This is a genomic window from Rhizobium mesoamericanum STM3625 (assembly GCF_000312665.1).
Classification (GTDB): Bacteria; Pseudomonadota; Alphaproteobacteria; order Rhizobiales; family Rhizobiaceae; genus Rhizobium; species Rhizobium mesoamericanum.
In genome coordinates this window covers 948,441-969,805 of sequence record NZ_HF536773.1, presented here as the reverse complement: position 1 = coordinate 969,805, position 21,365 = coordinate 948,441, and the positions used below count along the sequence as shown (strand labels likewise).

Sequence of the window (21,365 nt, the reverse complement as noted above, 5' to 3'; positions counted from 1 at the left end):
TCTCGTTCATGCAGGGGAATGATCCGCCGTGTTGGCGGCGGATCGCAGGCGGCGTTTGCCGCTTATTTCATCGCCATTCCGGTGCCCTTGCAGACGAATTTCGTCGTGAATGCCTTGGTGTAGTCCGTCTCCGGCTTGAACACCTTGATCGCCACCATCTCGTCGAAGAAGGCCTTGTAATGCGCGTCCGTCAGGCAGCCGATGCCCTTGTCGAGGCTGTCGCCTGATTCGATGATGCCGTATTCCTTCATCTTGGCGATGGAATAGGCGATCTGGCCATCCGTCATTTCAGGATTGTCCTTCTTGATCAGTTCGTTGGCCTTGGCGTTGTCGCCGTAGAGATAGTGGTACCAGCCTTCGATCGAGGCATCGACGAAGCGCTGGACGACATCGGGCTTGCTGTCGATCATCGCCTTCGTGGTGGTGATCATCGTCGAGTAGGGCGAGTATCCGTTGTCGGCGAGCAGGAAGACCTTCGGCTCGAAGCCGGCCTGCTTCTGGATCTCATAGGGTTCGGAGGTGAGGTAGCCCTGCTGCGCCGACTCCTTGTCAGCAAGGAACGGCGCCGGGCTGAAGTTATAGGGCTTGTACTGCTCGTCCCTGAAGCCTTTGAAGTTTGCCTTCATCCATTCGAAATAGCTGAGATAACCGTCCTTGCCGAGAAACAGCGTCTTGAGCTTCGCAAGGTCTTCGAATTTTTCGATGCCGGCATCGGGATGCGCGATCAGCACTTGCGGGTCTTTCTGGAAGATCGCCGCGACGTCGACGAGCGGAATGCCCTGTTCGACGGCCGAGATCTCGGCCTGCGGCCCACCCATGTAGAAATCGATCTTGCCGGAGATCAGCAGTGCGCTGTTTGCCGCATTCGGGCCTCCCTGGACGATCGTCACATCGAGGCCGTGTTTCGCATAGGTGCCATCGGCGACCGCCTGATAGAAACCGCCATGTTCGGCCTGCGCCAGCCAGTTGGTGCCATAGCTGACTTTATCGGCCGCGTGCGCGCCAGCCATGCAGGCTAACATTCCACCAAGACCTACAAGGGCGGAAGAGACGCTGTGCTTCAATATATTGGACATGATCGACGTTCCCCTTCTGAACTCGCAACGTCTGAGGCGACGTTCGATTTTCTTCATAGGAGCGATTGCTTTGCTCTTTGAAAAGCATCAAATTTCGTGCGCAACGATGCCTTTTCGGCATCTCTAGGGATGCCTGTGCCTAATTTGCGCTGTATGCTTTATTTTTGTGCAACGAGGTTGTGATGCTGCACTCCAGAAAACTTCTCTATATCAACGAAATCGCACGCTCCGGCTCGATCCGCAAAGCAGCGGCGCGGCTGAATGTGGCGTCTTCGGCGATCAATCGGCAGATTCTCGCATTGGAAGAAGAAATGGGAGCGCCGCTGTTCGAGCGGCTGCCGCGTGGCCTGCGCCTGACGGCGGCCGGCGAACTCTGCATTGAACACATCCGAGAGGTCTTGAAGAATTACGAGCGGCTGGAGGGGCGCATCCGCAGCCTGAAGATGCAGCAGGCGGGCAAGGTGCGGCTGGTAACGACGGTCGGCCTAGCGGCAGGCCCGTTGCCGGAAATCATTGCGCGGTTCCAATCGGAGCATCCGCGCGTCTTCATGCAATTGCGCAACGACGCCGGCACGATGACGGTCAATCCGGTGCTGTCAGGCGAAGTCGATATCGGCCTCGGCTTCAATATTCCGGCAACGCCCGGCATCCGAACGCTCGGCAATTTCGACATTCCGATCGGCGTGGTTCTGCCGCCCGGTCACCACCTGATCGGCTCTGGGCCGATCAATCTGGCCGATATCGTCCAGGAGCGGCTCGTGCTGGCGCAGCAAGGGACCAGCCTGCGCGACGTGATCAATCTGGCTTTGGCGCGCTTGGACGTGCATGTCGAACCGGTGCTCGAAACCAATGCATCGGAGATGCTGAAGAAGCTGGTCAAATCCGGGGCGGGGCTGACGATCCTGAACCCGCTCGATGTCATCAACGAATGCCGGCAGGGCGAACTGGTCTTCCGACCGATCGCGGAGCCACACGGGCGCCGCCAGCCGATGAAGCTTTTTGCCCGCGCACGCGCGCCACTTGATTCCGCCACCAGCCTGTTCGTCGAATATCTTCTCGCCGAACTGGCCGGCCTCGTGCAGGAGCTGCAGGCCAAGGGTCACATCACGGCGGATACTTCCGTTGCGATTTGAGCCACGATTCGCGACAAGGCTTTACTGCGAGTAAAGGTTGGAAAGCGGATAGTTCTTCAGATCATAAAGCAGTTCGACAAAACCCTTGACCTGATGGCGGCAGATGGCTTCGCCCTTTTCGGCTGTGCCGAGAGATGCGTCGCCGACGACGCCATAGGGATTGAGGTCGTGGGCGATCCAGGCCAGCGAATGCGGCGGCAACGGCTGCATGTATTTCGTGTGCTCGCGCATCCATTCCGCCTTGGACGTGAAATTCTCGGCCTTGTCCATCCGTACCAGATCGGGCCGGAAGTAGAGCATGAGCGACGTTTCCACCTCGCCGCCATGGATGCCGTATTTCAGTTCATTTTCGCTGATCATGCCTTGGGGATGACCGAAGCGGCCCCATTGCGTGGAGACCACGGCCATCGCATAGCGCACGCGCAGCTCCCTCGCGACGATGCTCATGATATCGACATTGCCGCCATGCGAATTGACGATCACCATCTTGCGGATGCCGGCTTCGGCGACCTTGGCGCCGATCGCTGTCCAGACCGGAATGAGCAGTTCGGCGCTAAGCGATAACGTTCCCGGTCCGTAGATATGTTCATTGGCCTTGCCGACCTCCTGTGTTGGAAGCACCAGACAATCGAGATCGGCGGGCTTCTGCTTGCGCAACTCGGCAAGCATGCCGTGGGCAATGGCGACATCGGTTGCGACAGGCAGATGAGGGCCATGCTGTTCGGTCGAGGCGATGGGAAGCACGGCGATCGTGGTGTCAGCGGAAAGCCCGGCAAAATCGTAGCTGTTCAGTTCATTCCAGTAGAATGGCATCGCCATCGCCGCACCTCTCATTGCTTGTCTAGCAGTGAGTAGGGAAATTAATTGCGCACGAAAAGCATCAATTTGCGCCCATACCGATGCCTTTTAGAGGCTGGTGAAGCTCTATCGCTCTTTAAGAGCATTTGCCCATCGCAGACATCTATGAAATGAGGGCAAGGCGCAGGAAAGTGTGCGCCGCTTCCAGACAACGACGCACAGAAATCAACGAGCTGAAGGCTCCTATCGCCTACGCGTCCAGATTGCACGGGGATAGGAGCTTCCAGAGAACGAGCTGCATCACCTTTGACAGAAGTTTTTCAATCCCAGCTTCAGGCCGCCGGGCTGGTTGCCATGATAAAGTTGCGCCAGCCGCCGAACTCGGTGATCTCTCGTCCACCGATCACGGCATGGCCCTCGCAGAGAAATCCCGTTACGCAAGTTCCATCATCGAGGGTGATCTTGCCCACACCAAGCGGGGCCGGAATGTTCTGGACGAAACGGGCGAATGCCGCCGGTGGCAGGGCCCAGACTTCAACTTCCACGCCATTGCCGGCAAAATCCGGATCTCGCACCAGCCCCGGCTTTGGCGGGATCGTGCCATTGAGGGCAAAGAGCCGGTAGCTGCCATCCGTCCGTCCGGCTTTCAACATGTATCCGCCCGCACGCGTGAGCTCATGGTTCAGCGGCATATCCGTCAGATGCGCGCCGACGACCACGATCGGAACGACGTCATCAGCTGGAGGTGTCACGCGGCATTTCTCCGGCAGCGCGGCTTTGCGGTCCTTACCCATGCCGGCCTCCGCCGCTCGGTGCATGGCGTCGGCGAAGGGTGCCATCGCATCGTCGGTGAAGGCAGGCCCCACCAGCATCACACCTGCGGGCAGATGGCCGCTGGCGTCAAAACCTGCGGGAATGGCAATCGCCGCGCAGTCAAGCAAGTTGGCAAAGTTTGTATAGCGGCCGAAATGGCTGTTTTTGACGATCGGGTCTGCCTGCATTTCTTCGACTGTATAGGTTGTGGGGGACGTCGGCAGCATCAGCAGGTCAACCTTGTCCCATTCAGAGCGGGTTTTCTGCCGCAGCGCTTCCAGCTTGTACCGGCCTTCGAAGGCGTCGACGGCATCATAAGCTCTGGCGCCTTCGATAATGGCCCGCACCGTCAGGTCGAAGTCGGCGGCATTCGTTTCAAGAAACTCCTTCACCGCCGCCAGCCGCTCGGCGACCCAGGGGCCGTTGTAGAGCAGTTCGGCCGCCTGCCGGAACGGCGCGTAGTCGAAGGGAACGACGGTGGCGCCGAGAGCGCGCGCGCTTCCGATCGCGGCGTCGTAGAGAGCTTCGACCTGCCTGTTGCCAAAAAATTCCCGCTCGGCTCCGTCGAGCACGCCGATCCGCAGACCGGAGGCGGGAAGGCTCGCTGGAACCGCCTTGCGCGAGTACGGATCGGCGGCATCGTAACCCTCCATCACCTTGCGGATTGCGACGCCGTCGCCGACCGTTGGAGCAAAGACGGTGACCACATCGACGCTGCGGCAGGCAGGCACGACCCCGACATTCGGCACCAGTCCCGGTGTCGGTTTGATGCCGACGAGATTGTTGAATGCCGCCGGCACGCGACCCGAGCCGGCGGTGTCCGTGCCGAGCGCGAAGCTTGCAAGGCCCGAGGCGACGGCAACCGCCGAGCCTGAGCTCGAGCCGCCCGACACATAGTTCTTATCGAAGACCGAGCGCGGCGCTCCATAGGGCGAGCGTGTGCCGTTAAGGCCGGTCGCAAACTGGTCGAGATTGGTCTTACCGATGACGATTGCGCCCGCGGCCCGAAGCCTCGCAACAACAGTTGCGTCCTTCTCCGGCTGGTACGAAAAGGCAGGGCAGGCTGCTGTCGTCGGCAGGCCCGACACGTCGATATTGTCCTTTACCGCGAAGGGAATGCCCCAAAGCGGCAGGCTGTTCGGCTCCGGTGCGCGCTCAATCAGGGCGCGCGCTTCGGCCCGTAGTGCTTCATCCGGCGTCGGCGTGATGAAAATGGCGGGATCCGTCGAGGCGGCCCGGCGGGCAATGACGATCTCGATGATATCGAGCGGGCTTTTGCCTGCCTCATAGGCTGCGCGAAGGCTGGACAGGTCAAGAATGGTCGGCAGCATGGGTCAGCATTCCTCCACAACAACAATGATATCGCCCGCTTTGACGTTTCGCCCGGGGCCAGCGCGCAGGTCACGGACGCGGCCTGGCGCATGTGCGGTAACGTTGATTTCCATTTTCATGGATTCGATGATGGCAAGCGTGTCGCCGGCCGCCACCGGTGCGCCCGGCTCGACCAGCAGTTTCCAAATATTACCGGGAACGGCGCTGGCAACGCCGAAGCAGCCTTCGGGAATGTCCCCATCCGGGCTTTCGCCGGAGCCTTCGTCGGTGACAAAGCTGTCGAGGCCCGCCTCCTTCCAGCGTTGGCGCTCTGCATCGAAGGCGGCCTGCTGGCGTGTCTTGAAGCTTCCGATCGAGGCGGCATTGGCGTGCAATTCCCGCTCATAGGCGGCGTAGGAGAATTCCGTCTCTTCGATCCGGACTGGATAGCCGCCATGCGGGAAGGCGCTGCGGGCTTCCGCCAACTCCTGATGGCTGACCGGGAAGAAGCGGATCTGATCGAAGAAATCCAGCAGCCACGGCTTATCCTTGGCGAAGACTGGTGTCTGCCGCCATGTATTCCAGACCTGGATGGTACGGCCGAAGAGCTGGTAACCGCCGGGACCCTCCATGCCATAGATGCACATGTAGGCTCCGCCAATGCCGACGGCATTTTCAGGCGTCCATGTGCGGGCCGGATTGTATTTCGTCGTCACCAGGCGATGGCGCGGATCGACCGGGGTGGCAACCGGCGCGCCGAGATAGACATCGCCGAGGCCAAGCACGAGATAGCTGGCGTCGAAAACGACGTCGCGCACGGCTTGTTCGTCGGCCAGTCCGTTGATGCGGCGGATGAACTCGATGTTGTCAGGGCACCAGGGCGCGTTCGGCCGCACGAGTTCCTGATACTTGCGCATGGCAAGCTCCGCATCCGGATCGTTCCAGGAAAGCGGCAAATGGACGATGCGGCTCGGTACCTTGACGTCCTGGGCTGCCGGCAGGCTTGCCTCGATCTCGGCCAGCAGGCCGAGCAGGCGTCTGCGGGTCAGCATCGTGCCGTCATAGTGAATCTGCAGCGAACGGATGCCGGGGGTGAGATCGATGATACCGGGCAACCGGGCCTTCGAGACGGCCTGCATCAAGAGATGCACCCGGAGCCGCAAGGCGATATCGAGTGTCATCGATCCATATTCGACCAACAGATTGTCATCGCCTTGTCGGCGGTAGACAACCGAGACAGGCCCGTCGTCGCTTTTGGCGAGGATCGGCGAACCTCTTTCCTCCTTCGCCCGGTGCACCGACGGCCCCGCAACCGGATCCTCAGGCCGCGCGACGGGATGGAAGCGGATACGATCACCCGGCTTGAACTGGCCCATCTTCCATTTCTCGTCGCGAGCAATGACTGCCGGGCAGACGAAGCCGCCAAGGCTCGGCCCGTCGGGTCCGAGGATGATCGGCATGTCGCCGGTGAAATCGATCGCGCCGATCGCATAGGCATTGTCATGCAGATTGGACGGATGGAGGCCAGCCTCGCCGCCATCGCTGCGCGCCCATTTCGGCGCGGGGCCGATCAGACGCACGCCGGTGCGAGCGCTGTTGAAATGCACCTCGTAGCTCGTCGAAAACAACGTCTCGATATCGCTATCCTGAAAGAAATCAGGCGCGCCATGCGGACCGTAGACAACACCGACATCCCATTCGTGCGTCAGCTCTGCCGGCTCCGTCGCCGGCTTGGGCGCTTCGGCGGCCACCCGACGGGCAAGATGAAGGACATGGCCGGTTTTCAGCGTACCGGTGGCATTGCCGCCGAACTGGCCGAGACCGAAGGTGGCGCGCGAGCCGAGCACGATGGGAGCCGCAAAACCGCCAGCGACAGCAAGGTAAGCCCGTTGTCCCGGTCCATCGATACTGCCGATGACGAGGATCTGGCCGGCACGGATGGTGACGGCCTCGCCATGCGGCAGTTTCTCGCCATCAACGCTCATTGTCATCCTAGCGCCGGCAAGGGCAACCACGGTATCGGTATAAAATTTCAACACCGGGCCGGACACCGTCAGCTCGAGTGCTGCGACCGCGTCGCCATTGCCGACAAGGCGATTGGCATGGCGAAAGGAGTGCTCATCCATAGGGCCGCTCGGCGGCACGCCGACATGCCAGAGGCCAAGCCGGCCCGGCAGTTCCTGGATGCTGGACTGGGCGCCCGGTGCGATGACCTCGATGACGTCAGGAACGAAGGTAAAGTCGCGCAACGCCGTCGTCGCGACCTTGCCGCTGGCGAGGAGATCGGAGCCGGCGATTGTGCTGAGATAGTCGAGATTTGTCTCGATGCCGGATATCGATGTGCCGGCAAGGGCCGCCTTCAGCTTTTCGATCGCCGCCGGACGATCTTCAGCGGAAACGATCACCTTGGCGAGCATAGGGTCGTAGAAGGGCGTCACCTCAGTGCCGGTCTCGATCCAGCCGTCGATGCGCGCGTCTTCGGGAAAAACGACCTTGGTCAGCAGACCGGCGCTCGGCCGGAAATCGGCGTGCGGCATCTCGGCATACACCCGCACTTCGATTGCAGCTCCTTTCGGCGGCAGAGCTTCGGCGCCTGACAGCACCTCCTCGCCCGCCGCCTGACGGATCATCCATTCGACAAGGTCGATGCCGAAGACGGCTTCGGTAACCGGATGTTCGACCTGCAGACGGGTGTTTACCTCGAGGAAATAGAATTCCTCGCGTAGCGGATCATAGATGAATTCGACGGTGCCGGCGGATTCATAGGAGACGGCGGCACCGAGATCGACAGCCGCCTTATGCAGCCGGGCGCGGGTTGCGGTGGAAAGTCCGGGGGCTGGGGTCTCCTCGACCACCTTCTGGTTGCGTCGCTGCAGCGAGCAGTCGCGCTCGCCAAGTGCGATGACCTTGCCTTTGCCGTCACCGAAGATCTGCACTTCGACATGCCGGGCATCAGCCACGAAACGCTCGACATAGACGCGCGCGTCGCCAAAGCTTGCCCGGGCGGTGCGCTGCACGCTTTCGAAGGACGCTTTCAGGCTTCCGGCGTCGGCGCAGAGCTGCATGCCGATGCCGCCGCCGCCGGCCGTGCTTTTCAGCATGACGGGATAGCCGATCCTTTCGGCCGCCTCGAGCGCTTCATCGGCGCTCGAAAGCAGACCGGTGCCGGGCAAAAGCGGCACGCCGCTCGCCTTGGCGAGTTCGCGCGCGGTATGCTTCAGGCCGAAGGCAGAGAGGTGCTCGGGCCGTGGCCCGATGAAGGCGACGCCTTCGGCGGCGAGCCGCTCGGCAAAACCGATATTTTCCGACAGGAAGCCGTAGCCTGGATGTACGGCCTCAGCGCCTGTCGCCTTGCACGCGGCGATGACCGCATCGACATTGAGATAGCTTTCGCTGGCCGGTGCCGCGCCGAGACGCACTGCTTCATCAGCAATCATCGCCGGCCTGGCGAAACGATCGGCATCGGAATAGACGGCGACCGAGGCGATGCCCATCCGCCTCAGGGTCTTGATAACCCGGATAGCAATTTCGCCACGGTTGGCGATCAGGACTTTCTTGAACATGCTCAGTCCTCGCCATCCCAGATGAGAACGCGGATCGGCGTCGGGTCGAAACCGTTGCAGGGATTGTTGATCTGCGGGCAGTTGGAGATGACACAGAGCACGTCCATGTCCGCGACTAGCTCGACATAGTCGCCTGGCGCCGAGATGCCGTCGACGATCGTCATTTCGCCATTCGGCTTGATCGGCACGTTCATGAAAAAATTGATGTTCGGCACGATATCGCGCTTGCTCATGCCGTGCTTGCTGACTTCGAGAACGAAGTTGTCTCGGCAGGCATGCAGGTATTTCGTTCCGTGGCCGAAGCGCACCGTATTGCTCTCGCAGGAGCAGGCGCCGGCGGACGTATCATGGCGGCCGCAGCTGTCGGCCGTCATGGTCAGCATGACATTGCCCTCATTCGACATGATCTTCGTGCCGATGCCGATATAGGCGGCACCCTGCATGCGCATCGTATCCTGATTGGAATAGCGCTCGGAGAAATCATCGGCACGGTAGAAGAGCGTGTCGATTGCCTGCTGGCCAAAACTGTCCTCGATGCGGATGGTCTGGCCCTTGCGCACAATGCCGGACCATGGGGCTTCGGCCGCGATGAAATGATCCTGCGCCGCATTCTGCAGGCTGCGGGCAGGAGAGGTCTGGATGAAATCGGACATCGTCTTCTCCTCAGGCCTGCATCAGGGCGTTGTTTTCGAAACCGCGCACGGCTTCGGCCGTTGCCGTGCGGCAAAGGTCATCGGCAGCAGCGGTTGCCGCCTTGTAGCGGGTGATGAGAACAGGCTTCGGCTGATAGGTGGGATCGGGATCCAGCGGATGCGGGCAATTGGAAAGGCCGACCAGCATGTCCATCTCCGCGCGCAGCTCGACGTAATCGCCGCTGTTGGAGCGCTTGGCCTGCCAGTCGAAACCGCCGGCCTCAGCGAGGCGCACCGGTGCGAAGAGATTGAGGATGCCTGGAATATCGCGCCTGTCGAGGCCGAGCTTGACAGCAACCAGGATTAGGTTGTCGCGGGTGTTGCGTGTTTTTTGGCCGGGATATTTCGCCGCGTTCGAGCTGGCCGTCGAGCCCCCCATCAGGCAGTCATGAGCGCCGGAACTGTCCTCGATCATCGAAAACATGACGCGGCCCATATCGGAAAAGATCACACGCCCCTTGCCGAGCGCCGTCGTCCACTGAACCTTCGCGGTGTCGACGAGATTGATCCGCTCGCTTTTGTCGTCGGCATTCCAGGCGACGAGCGCCACGGTGGAATTTCCCTCGCACTGGTCGATGCGGATCGCTTCGCCGCGCAGAAGCTTCGTCGACCAATACCAGCCGCCCGGGACTGTCTCCTGGTGGATGATCGCGGCGGCGTCGATCGCCGGCGCCGGTAGCGGGCTTGGGCCGGGCAGGGCCTTGGGTGCGAATTCCAGACCCTTCTTCTGGTGCTCCTCGTAGCGCGCGCGATTGGCGGCGATTTCTTCCGGGGAGCGTCTCACATGCATCATAGCGTCTCTCCTGATGGTGCCAGGTCGTCCCGGCTGTGCCCCAGGGAAGCGACCGGGCCGTCCCGGTCGGGGCTGAAGATCGATGGCTGGCCGGCAAGGCGCGGCGGCCAGATGGTAATATCCTTGGTGATGGTGGCGCCGTAACGCTCCTTCTCCTCCGGCCGATCACGACGGCGTTCGAAGGCAACGACGCGGCTGGCAAGTGTGAAGGCTTCACGCATGTCATGGGTCACCATGACCACGGTCATTTGCGTTTCGTGCCAGAGCCGCTTCATCAGCGTGTGGATCTCGGCACGGATGCCGGGATCCAGTGCTCCGAAGGGTTCGTCGAGCAGCAGCACCTTCGGCTTCATGATGAGCGCCTGAGCAAGGGCAAGGCGCTGTTGCATGCCGCCAGAAAGCTGGGCGGGATATTTGGTTTCTGAACCGGCGAGGCCGACCTCGGCGATGAGCTGACGTGCTTCCTCGACGGCGGTGCGGCGTGCGGTTCCGAAAAGCTTGGCCTTGTAGCGCGCAGCGGAAAATTCCTTGCCGAGCAACACATTGCCGAGCACCGTCAGATGCGGAAAGACGGAGTAGCGCTGAAAGACGACACCACGATCCGATCCCGGTTCCGACGGCAGCGGCTCACCATCGAGCAGGATCTTGCCTTTCGTCGGTTGCTCCTGGCCGAGCAGCATGCGCAGAAACGTGGTCTTGCCACAGCCGGACGGGCCGACAAGGGCGACGAAGGCGCGCGAAGCAACGGTCAGCGAAACGTCCTCGAGCACGACCTGGTCGCCATACTCCTTCCAGACCCTTTCGATCTTCAGTTCACTCATGCCTGTTTCTCCAGTTCGGACCAGGGGAAAACGGCAATGCGCAGGCGATCGAGCAGGGCGTTCATGACCACCGCAAGCAGGGTGATCCAGACGACGTATGGAAAGATGATATCCATCGAGAGATAGCGGCGGACGAGGAAGATGCGGTAGCCGAGGCCGGAGTCCGAGGAGATCGCCTCGGCCGCGATCAGGAACAGCCAGGCCGGGCCGAGCTGCAGTCTGAGGCAGGTGATCAGCCGCGGCAGGATCTGCGGCAGCACGACACGCAGGCCGATCTGCCAGGAGGAGCCGCCAAGCGTCTCGGCCTTGACGATCTGCTCACGTGGCAATTCCAGTGCCTTCAACGCCAGGTCACGGATCATCGTCGGCGCAACACCGATGACGATGAGGGCGATCTTCGAGGTTTCGCCAAGTCCCATCACAATGAAGAGGATCGGCAGCAGCGCCAGCGGCGGCACCATAGAAATGACGGCGATGAAAGGGGCGAGCAGCGCCCTGAGATAAGGCAGCATGCCGATCAGCATGCCGATAACAAGCGCGATCACCGTCGAGATGCCGAGGCCGGAGAGCAGGCGGACCAGGCTGGCGCCGGTGTCCGACCACAGCAGAAATTCGCCGGTGCGCTGGTCGGCGACGAAAGTCAGGCGGTTGATCGCATCGGCAAAGCCGGCAAGGCTCGGCAGAAGCTTGTCATTGGCGTTATCAGCCAGTCGCGCGGCCGAGCCGAAGGCATAGGCAAGGGCGAGCAGCACGAAGGGAAGCAGCATCAGGGCGAACTGCGCGCCCCGGCTCGGCCTCCTGTTGATCCAACGCATGGGAAATGCTCCGCTAATGAAGGGGAGGAGGCTTGGATGAACCGCGCCTCCGTTACGATCAGAGCGAACCGTCGGCGGCCGCCTTCATGTAGGCCTCGGTGAACCGCAGTCTCACATTACCGGTATCGCCCAGTACCTTGCCGTCCGGCATTTCGATGCCGATGACGTCGGCGGATGGCGCGCCATTCCCGAGCAGGCCCTTCTCGAAAAGGAAGTTGCGCACCAGATCCATGGTTTTCGGCAGATTGGGTGAGGCTGTGAAGGCAACGGCATCAGCCGGCTTGTCGAAGAGCTTGGTGGCGGCAAGCTGGGCTTCGAAGCCGGCGAGATCGGTGCCCGAAGCCGAACCCATGGCTTCGCGGGCAGCCTTGCCCCCGGCGGTGTCGGCGCGCAGCAATGCGGCCGTCTCGTACCAGATGCCGGCGAGCGCCTTGCCGAAGTTCGGATTGTCTTTCAGCACGCTACTGTTGGCGACCATCAGGTCGATGATTTCTCCGGGCACTTGCGAACTGTCGAAAACCTTTTTGGCGGTAGGATCTTCGAGGATGGTGGAAACCAGCGGGTTCCAGGTGACCACGGCCGTGACATCGGGCGTTTTGTAGGCGGCGACCATGTCGGCGTCTGATGTGTTGACCACCTTCACGTCGCGCTCCGTCAGCTTGATGCTGTCCAGTGCGCGGGCGAGGAGATAGTGCGAGACGGAATATTGGACGAGGTTGACGTTCTGGCCCTTGATGTCGGTAAGGCTCGCCTTGTCCTTCAGGATGACGGCGTCGTTGCCGTTCGAAAAGTCACCGACGATCACGGCCGTGGTATCGACGCCACCGGCCGCCGGGATCGATAGGCCGTCCATGTTGGTCAGGGTCACGGCATCGAAGGCGCCGGCCGTGTACTGGTTCATCGACTCCACATAGTCGTTGAACTGCGTGACATCGATCTTGATGCCGTATTTGTCGGCCCATTTCTTGACGATGCCGTGGTCAGCCGCATAGCCCCAGGGCATCCAGCCGACGTATATCGACCAGGCGACCTTGAATTCGGTCTTCTGTTTTGCCTCTGCGACGGAAGCAAGCCCAAGCATCAGCGATGCTGCCAGCGCTGTGGTGGAAACAATTTTCGAAAAAGTCTGCATTGAAATTCCCCTTTGCTTTTCTTCAAAAGGGATCGGCAATGACCATCGTGCCACCAATCCCTTGGCTTACGAGGTCTCCCGGGCTTTTGTCCCGCCGTGCACCCGACCGGATTTCTCCCCGGCCGGTGGTAGCTCTCGGACCAGTCGCACTTCAGGAAAGCGCCGGAACCCTAGCCACCAACTCAGCAAAATACTTTGCAAGTAGTGTGCCACCTTGTAAGCCTTTGATTTTGCTATATCCGCGCCGCTACTTGTCGGACACTGTGTGCACTCTGCAGCATTTGCTTAGTATTTAGGCAAAATGAAGCGGAGGTGACAATCGATCGATGGTCACCGCTGTCCTCAATGTCCGAGCGCGCTGGAATTTCCGGAGTTGTTCAGCACCAGGAGACAGGAGATTGTCGGGTCGTGTGCCGCAGGTAACGCACGTGGGCGCCTTCCGACCAAGACGTGTGACCGTCCACATATGGAACCGGGAGGATTCGGCTCGCGCGATGACATCGTCGATATCGCCAGCTCGTTCACGGCCGGGCGGTCTCAACTGGCGAGTAGCGCCGTGACCGCAGGTGGCTCACTGGGCATCTCTGGCTGTCGTCCGGTCTTGTTTGCATCCCGGCCTTATATTCCTGACCCGTCAAGCTCCTGGGCGTCCTCGCCCTCCCAGGGCAAAGGCAGTGAGCTATTATTGAGATTGGCAGAAGGCATGGGCATCCAGCACTTCAATTCCGGCTCGGCGTATTCGACGAGGCGGCCGGGCGAGGAATCAGACGCACGCCATCCTTCAGCACCGAACTGATCGCCATTCGACCAATACGCAAGATCAACTTCTGCCGGTCCTTGTTCGGACGGGCGGATTGTGACGAGGATCCGACTGCCGTCTTTCGGCGCAGTTGCCATATGGCGCCAGCGGTCTGGCTTATCCATCATCTTCCTCCTCCCTTGCTGCGGCCTGCAAGTGTCGCCTTGCCATTGAAAACGGTCAACCCACACTTTTGCACAGGCATCCTATGTGTTCCGCTGTCACAATGTCATGTCAGTTAGAAAGGATGTTCGGTCCGGCGCTCCGCGGTCATCGAAACTGGTTTGCCCGACGACCGGGAAAACCTGGATCGGTGCTCAGTCCAACATGACCATGAACGCGGGCACCTGCTCCTCAAAAAACCTCGAAAAGGACGCAATGCGGGGCGGCAGCGCTTGATAGGGAGGATAATAGAGGGTCAGCCAGAGATCAGGTGGAGACCATCCTCGCAAGACGTGAACGAGCCTGCCTGTTTGCAGGTGCTCGGCGATATTAAATCCCGGCAGCATCGCCACGCCCGCACCATTCGCAGCCATATCGGCGAGCACCTCGCCACTGTTGGCGCTGAATGCGCGGCCGGCCGCCACGGTAATGGTCGAGGCACCATCCGACAGAACCCAATTCTCCCGCCGGCTTTCGCCGCTATATGCGAGACAGTCATCCGGTGTCAGCTGGCTGGGATGGTCCATTTCAGTAAATCGGCTTCCAGGCGCCGCCACGAGGATTCGCGGCACGATTCTTATCTTTCGCCAGATGGTGAACTTGTCGGAAGGCGCCGACGAAATGCGGATTGCGAGATCGTAGTCGTCATCGACGATGTTGACCAAGCCGTCGGATAACGAAATCTCAAAACCCATCTTGGGGTAGAGCTCGCGAAAGCCGGAAAGGATCGGAGGCAGTACCGCCTTGCCGAACCAGGTTGGCGCACTGATCCTCAGGCGACCTTCGTCCGCCTTGTGGGCGTTGCGAACGTCCTTGCGGGCATTTTCAAGTGCTTCGACCGCCGGCTGGATCTGCGCGGCAAAAACAGCGCCATCTGTGGTCAGGGAGACCTGCCGCGTGGTGCGGACGAACAGCTGGACACCCAGATCGTCCTCGAGGGCCGCGATTGCTCTCGTCACAGCGGCCGGGGTCATATCGAGTTCGCGCGCGACCTGCGCAAAATTACGCTTCTCGGCCGCCAGTAGGAAGGTTTTCAGGGCTTTATAGTCATTCATCTCATTATTTCACAAAACGCAATTCACTCGAAAGGAATATTGCAATTCCGCGCGTCGATCAACCGGGATACATCTTTCTGCATCGAAACGGGCAAGGCAGAAAGGCACGGCCATGATCAAGGATATCACGGGACTGCATCACGTCACCTCCATGGCGTCGGATGCTCAGCAGAATAACAAGTTCTTCACGGACACACTCGGCCTGCGCCGGGTAAAGAAGACCGTCAATTTCGACGAGCCCAACGTCTATCATCTTTATTACGGTGACGAGAACGGCACTCCCGGCACGGTTATGACCTACTTTCCGTTCCCACACATGCTGACAGGTCGACCTGGTGTCGGCGAGGTCGGCGAAACCCAGTTTTCCATCCCAAAGGGCGCGCTGGCATTCTGGAAAGAGCGTCTCATTGCTCATGGTGTCGGCGGCATTCAGACGGACACCGTCTTTGGTGACAAGCGCATACGTTTTGTTGGCCCTGATGGCGACGGATTTGCACTCATCGAAAAGAACGAGGATGTCCGCGCTCCCTGGCTGGCGGAGGGCATTTCTTCAGACACTGCGATCCGTGGCTTTTCCGGTGCTCGTTTCAACCTTCGCGATACGGCAGCAACCGAGGAACTCCTTCGTTTCATGGGGTATGAGCGCGCTGAAGCCGAGGGAGACGTCAAACGGTACATTATTCCGGCTGGAAACGGCGCTGACACGATCGACCTTGCGACCCTTCCAAACACACCGTTTGCCCGTCAAGGCGCAGGTTCGGTTCATCACATCGCTTTTGCGGTCGAAAACCGTGAAAAGCAGCTTAAGGTCCGCCAGGCCCTGATGGACACCGGTTACCAGGTAACCCCCGTCATTGACCGGGATTATTTCTGGGCGATCTATTTCCGGACCCCCGGCGGGATCTTGTTTGAGATCGCAACCAACGAGCCTGGGTTCAACCGTGACGAGGATACCGCGCATCTTGGCGAAGCATTGAAACTGCCGACCCGATATGAACCGTTCCGCGACCAGATCGAGGCCAACCTGGCTCCGCTTGCGGCATAATGCTGGCGCATCTGATCGGCGCCAGCCGACCAAAAGACTTTCGCCCTTGAGACCACCAAGGGCTCATTACTTTCAAACGCCGAACATGGCACAAAACATCGAACGGAGTAGTCAAATGTCCAAGCTTGAAGTCCTGACCCCTGCAAACAGCCAGCTCATCTTCATCGACCAGCAGCCGCAAATGGCATTTGGCGTGCAATCCATCGACCGCCAGACGCTGAAGAACAACGTCATCGGTCTCGCCAAGGCCGCCAGGATCTTTGATATTCCGACCACGATCACGACCGTGGAAACGGGATCCTTCTCAGGGCACACCTATCCGGAACTGTTGGCGGTATATCCGGAGAACGACATTCTGGAGCGCACCTCGATGAACTCCTGGGATGACCAGAATGTCCGCGATGCACTGGCGAAAAACGCTGCGAACGGCCGCAAGAAGATCGTCGTTTCAGGCCTCTGGACGGAAGTCTGCAACACAACCTTCGCGCTCTCGGCCCTCAACGACACCGACTATGAAATCTACATGGTCGCCGACGCTTCGGGCGGCACGTCCCTCGAAGCACACAAATATGCGATGGACCGCATGGTACAGGCCGGCGTCATTCCGGTAACCTGGCAGCAGGTTTTGCTCGAATGGCAACGCGATTGGGCCCGCAGGGAAACCTATGATGCGGTCACCGCGCTGGTCAAGGAGCATTCCGGCGCCTACGGCATGGGCATCGACTACGCCTACACCATGGTTCACAAGGCCGCTGAGCGCGTCTCCCACGGAAAGCGCATTGGCCCGAACCCTGTAAAGTAAGCATCCCAGGAAAGCGCTCTGATGGGATACCGTCAGAGCGCAAGGTTAGATCAGGAAGCAACTCCATGAAACTCTATCTCATGTCACTCGGCGCCGGGTTGCTGGTCGGCATCGTCTACAGCCTTCTTAACGTTCGTTCCCCAGCCCCGCCGGTCATTGCCCTGATCGGTCTCCTCGGTATCCTCGTCGGCGAGCAGATCATTCCTTTGGCGAAAAGTCTGTGGGGCAGGGAGCCTGCAGTCGTCTCCTGGATCGGTCAGGTCAAGCCGCACATGTTCGGCCACCTGCCGAAAGGCGAGAGACGCGATAACGTCGTCTTGTCTCGCCAGACCCAACCCAACTCTGACAGCTGACGGCCAACGAGAATTGCCTTGCGGCAGGCACCACGCTGGTGGTCTGGCGCAAGGCTCTGATTTCAATCCTCGTCATGAAGCCAGGAGCATATCTCATGTTCGCCGACCTCATCCTCCACCACGGTCTCTTCACCACGCTCGACCGCAGCAATCCGACCGCAAGCGCCGTTGCGATCAAGGATGGCAAGCTCCTATCAGTGGGGGATGAGCAGACCATCATGCCTCTCGCCGGACCGGATACCAAAATCATCGACCTGAAGGGCAAGCGCGTGCTTCCCGGCCTGATCGACAACCACACCCACGTCGTGCGCGGCGGCCTGAACTTCAACATGGAACTGCGCTGGGACGGGGTCCGTTCGCTTGCCGATGCGATGAACATGCTGAAGCGCCAGGTCGCGATCACACCGGCGCCGCAATGGGTGCGGGTCGTCGGTGGTTTTACCGAGCATCAATTCGTCGAAAAGCGCCTGCCCACCATCGAGGAGATCAATGCAATCGCGCCCGACACGCCGGTATTTCTCCTACACCTCTACGACAGAGCGCTCTTGAACGGTGCGGCCCTGCGGGCTGTCGGTTATACGAAGGATACGCCGAACCCGCCCGGCGGCGAAATCACGCGTGATGCCAATGGCAATCCGACCGGAATGCTGCTTGCAAAGCCCAACGCCGGCATTCTCTATTCGACGCTTGCCAAGGGCCCGAAGCTGCCCTTCGACTACCAGGTCAACTCCACCCGTCATTTTATGCGAGAACTCAATCGGCTTGGGATCACGGGGGTTATCGACGCCGGTGGCGGCTTCCAAAACTACCCCGACGATTACGAGGTTATTCAGAAACTGGCAGACGAAGATCAGCTGACGGTTCGCCTCGCCTATAACCTCTTTACCCAGAAGCCGAAGGCCGAGAAGGAAGACTTCCTCAACTGGACGTCATCCGTCAAATACAAGCAGGGAACGGACTACTTCCGCCACAACGGCGCCGGAGAGATGCTCGTCTTCTCCGCCGCCGACTTCGAAGACTTCCGTCAACCGCGACCCGAGATGCCGCCGGAGATGGAAGGCGAATTGGAAGAGGTCGTTCGCGTCCTTGCCGAAAACCGCTGGCCGTGGCGTCTTCATGCCACCTATGACGAAACGATCTCGCGCGCGCTCGACGTCTTCGAGAAGGTGAACCGGGATATTCCGCTCGAAGGCCTCAACTGGTTCTTCGACCATGCCGAAACCATCTCCGACCGCTCGATCGATCGTATCGCCGCCCTCGGTGGCGGCATCGCCACGCAGCATCGCATGGCCTACCAGGGTGAGTATTTCGTCGAGCGCTACGGTCATGGCGTCGCCGAAGCGACGCCGCCGATCGCGCGCATGCTGGATAAGGGCGTCAATGTCTCCGCCGGCACGGATGCAACCCGCGTTGCGAGCTATAATCCCTGGGTTTCCCTCTATTGGATGATCACCGGCAAAACGGTCGGCGGCATGCAGCTCTATCCCCGTGCGAATTGCCTTGACCGTGAGACGGCTCTGCGCATGTGGACGGAAAAGGTCACCTGGTTCTCAAACGAGGAAGGCAAAAAAGGCCGGATCGAAAAGGGCCAGTTCGCAGATCTGATCGTGCCTGACAAAGACTTTTTCGCCTGCGCGGAGGACGAGATCTCCTTCCTCACCTCTGACCTTACAATGGTCGGCGGCAAGGTGGTCTATGGCACCGGCGACTTCGCGAAATTAAACGAAAATGAAGTGCCACCAGCGATGCCAGATTGGTCACCAGTGCGATCGTTCAAAGGTTATGCCGCGTGGGGCGATCCCGACGGCGCTGGCCGGCACTCACTGCGCCGCACGGCAATCACTTCTTGTGGCTGCACAAATGATTGTGGCGTCCACGGCCACGATCATGCCGGCGCCTGGACGTCGAAGCTGCCGATCTCGGACCTCAAAGGCTTCTTCGGGGCGCTCGGCTGCTCCTGCTGGGCCGTGTAGACTGGCGGAACTTGTTAGTGGGCACTTTGGAACGGGCGGCGGATTGCTGCCCGTTTTGCAATTTGCCGGGATGGGACCGCGAGAAACCGGCTATTGCAAAAGTCGCAATTAAATCGAAACTATTCGTGCAATTGTTGGTAGCAATTTCTTCGGTCAATATCACTCCATCAGACGAACACAGGCCGGTTTGAATAAGCCGCGCCGATCGCAGGAGCAGAAATGACCGACCAATATTTAACTCTTACTCGCCGCGACGCACTGCTTGCTGGAGCAGTTGCTGCCGCTTCCATAGCTTTTCCCGTCCCGTTCAATTCCGCCGCGAATGCGGCATCCACCACCATAGAAGGAAACAAGACCATGGGCTTTATCACCACCAAAGACGGCACCGAAATTTTCTACAAGGACTGGGGTTCGAAGGACGCACAGCCGATCATGTTCCATCATGGATGGCCGCTGTCGTCGGATGACTGGGACGCGCAGATGCTGTTCTTCCTCTCCAAGGGCTACCGCGTTGTTGCCCACGATCGCCGCGGCCATGGCCGTTCCGCGCAGGTCTCCGACGGCCATGACATGGATCATTATGCCTCCGACGCCTTCGCGGTCGTCGAGGCGCTCGACCTCAAGAATGTGATCCACATCGGGCACTCGACAGGTGGAGGCGAAGTCGCCCGCTATGTGGCCAAGCATGGCGAGCCGGCCGGTCGCGTCGCCAAAGCTGTTCTGGTCTCTGCGGTTCCCCCGCTGATGCTGAAGACTGAAGCCAATCCCGACGGACTGCCGATCGAGGTCTTCGATGGCTTCCGCGCAGCTCTTGCAGCAAACCGCGCCCAGTTCTTTCGTGATGTCCCGGCTGGTCCCTTCTACGGCTTTAACCGCGACGGCGCCAAGGTGCAGGAAGGTGTCATCCAGAATTGGTGGCGCCAGGGCATGATGGGCGGTGCCAAGGCGCATTACGACGGCATCAAGGCCTTTTCCGAAACGGATCAGACGGAAGACCTAAAGGCGATCTCCGTTCCGACACTCGTGCTGCACGGGGAGGACGACCAGATCGTGCCGATCGCCGACTCGGCTCTGAAATCCGTGAGGCTTCTGAAGAACGGCACTCTCAAGACTTATCCCGGCCTTTCGCATGGCATGCTGACGGTCAACGCGGATGTCTTGAACGCCGACCTCCTCGCCTTCGCAAAAGCGTAAACCCGACAACGGTCTGCCGCCGATCGACGCGGCAGGCCGTACCCGTTGGCACAAATTTAAAACTGATCGGATAGAAATATGAAGCTCCCATCCCTTCCGCTTCTATTGAGTTTCAATGGCGGCTACGTCGACACGCTCGGCTTTCTCGCTCTGTCAGGGTTGTTCACCGCGCATGTGACCGGCAACTTCGTCACCTTCGGCGCGACGGTTGCGCTCGGCACGGCAGGTGCCCTTCCGAAGCTCCTGGCCCTGCCGGTCTTTTGCGTGGTCGTCTTCTTGTCTCGCCTTGCGGGGCTGTGCCTGCAGCGGAAAAACTTGCCGGTGGTCAGGCCGCTTCTGTCTGTGAAATTCCTGTTGCTGGGCGCTGTTGCTGTTTACGCCCTCTATCATGGTCCGTTTGCGGCGAGCGAACGTCTCGTGACGCTGGTCGTCGGCATGACGCTCGTCTCAGCAATGGCGATCCAGAACGCCGTCCACAGAGCGCACTTTCCGAAGGCTCCGCCCTCGACACTGATGACTGGGACGACGACGCAGATCATGCTTGACCTGGCCGATCTTCTTGCAGGTGAGAAGGGCGAACAGACCAAGGCAGCCTCTGCGCGCATCAAACGCATGATCGTCGCAGTTATCGCATTCGCCATCGGGTGTGGGCTAGGAGCACTCGCCTTCATGGTGGCGCCTGCGGCAGCCTTCGTCATACCCGCTGTCGTTGCTGCAGCAGGGCTATTCTTGAACCCCGCTGCATCCGACGGCTAAAGGGGCAGGTGGCTGGGCTTCGACAGATTGGACTGACGGCGCCGTGGGTGTGGCCCGACGCCTTACCCCTCGCGTCGGGCCACCAAGTCAGCGGTGTTGTCCGGACGGAAATGCGGCCGGCGCTGACTTGTTGAAGGTTTTCAGCATGTCTAGATATTGGGGCGCAATAAACTAAGACATATCGTGCCCTCCCGCCTCCTTGGACGGGACTTTAGTCCAACTTCCCAAGCTCGCGATTGCGCCCCATTTCCTTTCGTTGTCCAAGCCCATCCGGACACT

At 60.0% G+C, this 21,365-nt stretch carries 18 protein-coding genes and 1 riboswitch; of the genes, 7 read left to right on the top strand and 11 right to left on the bottom strand.

The window, feature by feature from the left end; genetic code table 11:
- Positions 1-62: 62 nt before the first annotated feature.
- Positions 63-1,076 (bottom strand): ABC transporter substrate-binding protein, encoded by a 1,014-nt coding sequence (locus BN77_RS24720; protein ID WP_007537250.1) that lies wholly within the window; start codon positions 1,074-1,076, stop codon positions 63-65.
- 182 nt (positions 1,077-1,258) lie between these two features.
- On the opposite strand from BN77_RS24720, the gene BN77_RS24715 reads away from it, so the two are divergent.
- A complete protein-coding gene (locus BN77_RS24715; protein ID WP_007537248.1) occupies positions 1,259-2,209 on the top strand; it encodes a LysR family transcriptional regulator in 951 nt (316 codons plus the stop codon).
- A 21-nt stretch (positions 2,210-2,230) separates the two neighbouring features.
- Here the strand turns inward: BN77_RS24715 and BN77_RS24710 are convergent, their stop codons facing one another.
- The 10 genes from BN77_RS24710 to BN77_RS24665 form a co-directional block, all read right to left on the bottom strand.
- A complete protein-coding gene (locus BN77_RS24710) occupies positions 2,231-3,028 on the bottom strand; it encodes a creatininase family protein (RefSeq protein ID WP_007537245.1) in 798 nt (265 codons plus the stop codon).
- A 311-nt stretch (positions 3,029-3,339) separates the two neighbouring features.
- A complete protein-coding gene (gene atzF / locus BN77_RS24705) occupies positions 3,340-5,151 on the bottom strand; it encodes an allophanate hydrolase (protein ID WP_007537243.1) in 1,812 nt (603 codons plus the stop codon).
- Between the two features lie 3 nt (positions 5,152-5,154).
- Positions 5,155-8,694, bottom strand: coding sequence for an urea carboxylase (gene uca, locus BN77_RS24700; protein ID WP_007537240.1), 3,540 nt, complete (start codon positions 8,692-8,694; stop codon positions 5,155-5,157).
- Between the two features lie 2 nt (positions 8,695-8,696).
- Complete coding sequence (locus BN77_RS24695; protein ID WP_007537238.1) at positions 8,697-9,347, bottom strand: urea amidolyase associated protein UAAP2; 651 nt, start codon at positions 9,345-9,347, stop codon at positions 8,697-8,699.
- 10 nt (positions 9,348-9,357) lie between these two features.
- Positions 9,358-10,179, bottom strand: coding sequence for an urea amidolyase associated protein UAAP1 (locus BN77_RS24690; RefSeq protein WP_040678427.1), 822 nt, complete (start codon positions 10,177-10,179; stop codon positions 9,358-9,360).
- Positions 10,176-11,000: an ABC transporter ATP-binding protein gene (locus BN77_RS24685; RefSeq protein WP_007537234.1), complete on the bottom strand. Its 825-nt coding sequence runs from the start codon at positions 10,998-11,000 to the stop codon at positions 10,176-10,178. Before BN77_RS24685 ends, BN77_RS24690 begins: the two co-directional genes overlap by 4 nt.
- Positions 10,997-11,815 carry an ABC transporter permease gene (locus BN77_RS24680; RefSeq protein ID WP_007537232.1) on the bottom strand — a complete coding sequence of 273 codons (819 nt, stop codon included), beginning with the start codon at positions 11,813-11,815 and terminating at the stop codon, positions 10,997-10,999. Before BN77_RS24680 ends, BN77_RS24685 begins: the two co-directional genes overlap by 4 nt.
- A 58-nt stretch (positions 11,816-11,873) precedes the next feature.
- A complete protein-coding gene (locus BN77_RS24675) occupies positions 11,874-12,947 on the bottom strand; it encodes a putative urea ABC transporter substrate-binding protein (protein ID WP_007537231.1) in 1,074 nt (357 codons plus the stop codon).
- Positions 12,948-13,020: 73 nt separating this feature from the next.
- Positions 13,021-13,132: riboswitch (guanidine-I (ykkC/yxkD leader) on the bottom strand.
- A gap of 433 nt (positions 13,133-13,565) precedes the next feature.
- On the bottom strand, positions 13,566-13,871 hold the full coding sequence (locus BN77_RS24670) for a hypothetical protein (RefSeq protein ID WP_040678425.1): 306 nt from the start codon (positions 13,869-13,871) through the stop codon (positions 13,566-13,568).
- Positions 13,872-14,063: 192 nt separating this feature from the next.
- A complete protein-coding gene (locus BN77_RS24665; RefSeq protein ID WP_007537228.1) occupies positions 14,064-14,963 on the bottom strand; it encodes a LysR family transcriptional regulator in 900 nt (299 codons plus the stop codon).
- Positions 14,964-15,075: 112 nt separating this feature from the next.
- Here BN77_RS24665 and BN77_RS24660 point away from each other — a divergent pair, with 112 nt between their 5' ends.
- The 6 genes from BN77_RS24660 to BN77_RS24635 all read left to right on the top strand — a co-directional run bounded on the left by BN77_RS24660 (position 15,076) and on the right by BN77_RS24635 (position 21,086).
- Entirely contained in the window at positions 15,076-16,008 is a 933-nt protein-coding gene (locus BN77_RS24660; RefSeq protein WP_007537226.1) for a ring-cleaving dioxygenase, read from the top strand.
- A gap of 115 nt (positions 16,009-16,123) precedes the next feature.
- A complete protein-coding gene (locus tag BN77_RS24655) occupies positions 16,124-16,810 on the top strand; it encodes a hydrolase (RefSeq protein WP_007537224.1) in 687 nt (228 codons plus the stop codon).
- Positions 16,811-16,875: 65 nt separating this feature from the next.
- A complete protein-coding gene (locus tag BN77_RS24650; RefSeq protein ID WP_007537221.1) occupies positions 16,876-17,163 on the top strand; it encodes a XapX domain-containing protein in 288 nt (95 codons plus the stop codon).
- Positions 17,164-17,258: 95 nt separating this feature from the next.
- Positions 17,259-19,136 carry an amidohydrolase gene (locus BN77_RS24645; protein ID WP_007537220.1) on the top strand — a complete coding sequence of 626 codons (1,878 nt, stop codon included), beginning with the start codon at positions 17,259-17,261 and terminating at the stop codon, positions 19,134-19,136.
- Between the two features lie 357 nt (positions 19,137-19,493).
- A complete protein-coding gene (locus BN77_RS24640; protein ID WP_007537217.1) occupies positions 19,494-20,330 on the top strand; it encodes an alpha/beta fold hydrolase in 837 nt (278 codons plus the stop codon).
- 78 nt (positions 20,331-20,408) lie between these two features.
- Entirely contained in the window at positions 20,409-21,086 is a 678-nt protein-coding gene (locus BN77_RS24635; RefSeq protein WP_007537215.1) for a YoaK family protein, read from the top strand.
- The last annotated feature ends 279 nt before the right edge of the window (positions 21,087-21,365 follow it).

Bases quoted from the DNA above. Each gene is read 5' to 3' on its own strand.
- BN77_RS24720 (WP_007537250.1), bottom strand. From the start codon at position 1,076: ATGTCCAATATATTGAAGCACAGCGTCTCTTCCGCCCTTGTAGGTCTT.
- BN77_RS24715 (WP_007537248.1), top strand. From the start codon at position 1,259: ATGCTGCACTCCAGAAAACTTCTCTATATCAACGAAATCGCACGCTCC.
- BN77_RS24710 (WP_007537245.1), bottom strand. From the start codon at position 3,028: ATGGCGATGCCATTCTACTGGAATGAACTGAACAGCTACGATTTTGCC.
- atzF (WP_007537243.1), bottom strand. From the start codon at position 5,151: ATGCTGCCGACCATTCTTGACCTGTCCAGCCTTCGCGCAGCCTATGAG.
- uca (WP_007537240.1), bottom strand. From the start codon at position 8,694: ATGTTCAAGAAAGTCCTGATCGCCAACCGTGGCGAAATTGCTATCCGG.
- BN77_RS24695 (WP_007537238.1), bottom strand. From the start codon at position 9,347: ATGTCCGATTTCATCCAGACCTCTCCTGCCCGCAGCCTGCAGAATGCG.
- BN77_RS24690 (WP_040678427.1), bottom strand. From the start codon at position 10,179: ATGATGCATGTGAGACGCTCCCCGGAAGAAATCGCCGCCAATCGCGCG.
- BN77_RS24685 (WP_007537234.1), bottom strand. From the start codon at position 11,000: ATGAGTGAACTGAAGATCGAAAGGGTCTGGAAGGAGTATGGCGACCAG.
- BN77_RS24680 (WP_007537232.1), bottom strand. From the start codon at position 11,815: ATGCGTTGGATCAACAGGAGGCCGAGCCGGGGCGCGCAGTTCGCCCTG.
- BN77_RS24675 (WP_007537231.1), bottom strand. From the start codon at position 12,947: ATGCAGACTTTTTCGAAAATTGTTTCCACCACAGCGCTGGCAGCATCG.
- BN77_RS24670 (WP_040678425.1), bottom strand. From the start codon at position 13,871: ATGGATAAGCCAGACCGCTGGCGCCATATGGCAACTGCGCCGAAAGAC.
- BN77_RS24665 (WP_007537228.1), bottom strand. From the start codon at position 14,963: ATGAATGACTATAAAGCCCTGAAAACCTTCCTACTGGCGGCCGAGAAG.
- BN77_RS24660 (WP_007537226.1), top strand. From the start codon at position 15,076: ATGATCAAGGATATCACGGGACTGCATCACGTCACCTCCATGGCGTCG.
- BN77_RS24655 (WP_007537224.1), top strand. From the start codon at position 16,124: ATGTCCAAGCTTGAAGTCCTGACCCCTGCAAACAGCCAGCTCATCTTC.
- BN77_RS24650 (WP_007537221.1), top strand. From the start codon at position 16,876: ATGAAACTCTATCTCATGTCACTCGGCGCCGGGTTGCTGGTCGGCATC.
- BN77_RS24645 (WP_007537220.1), top strand. From the start codon at position 17,259: ATGTTCGCCGACCTCATCCTCCACCACGGTCTCTTCACCACGCTCGAC.
- BN77_RS24640 (WP_007537217.1), top strand. From the start codon at position 19,494: ATGGGCTTTATCACCACCAAAGACGGCACCGAAATTTTCTACAAGGAC.
- BN77_RS24635 (WP_007537215.1), top strand. From the start codon at position 20,409: ATGAAGCTCCCATCCCTTCCGCTTCTATTGAGTTTCAATGGCGGCTAC.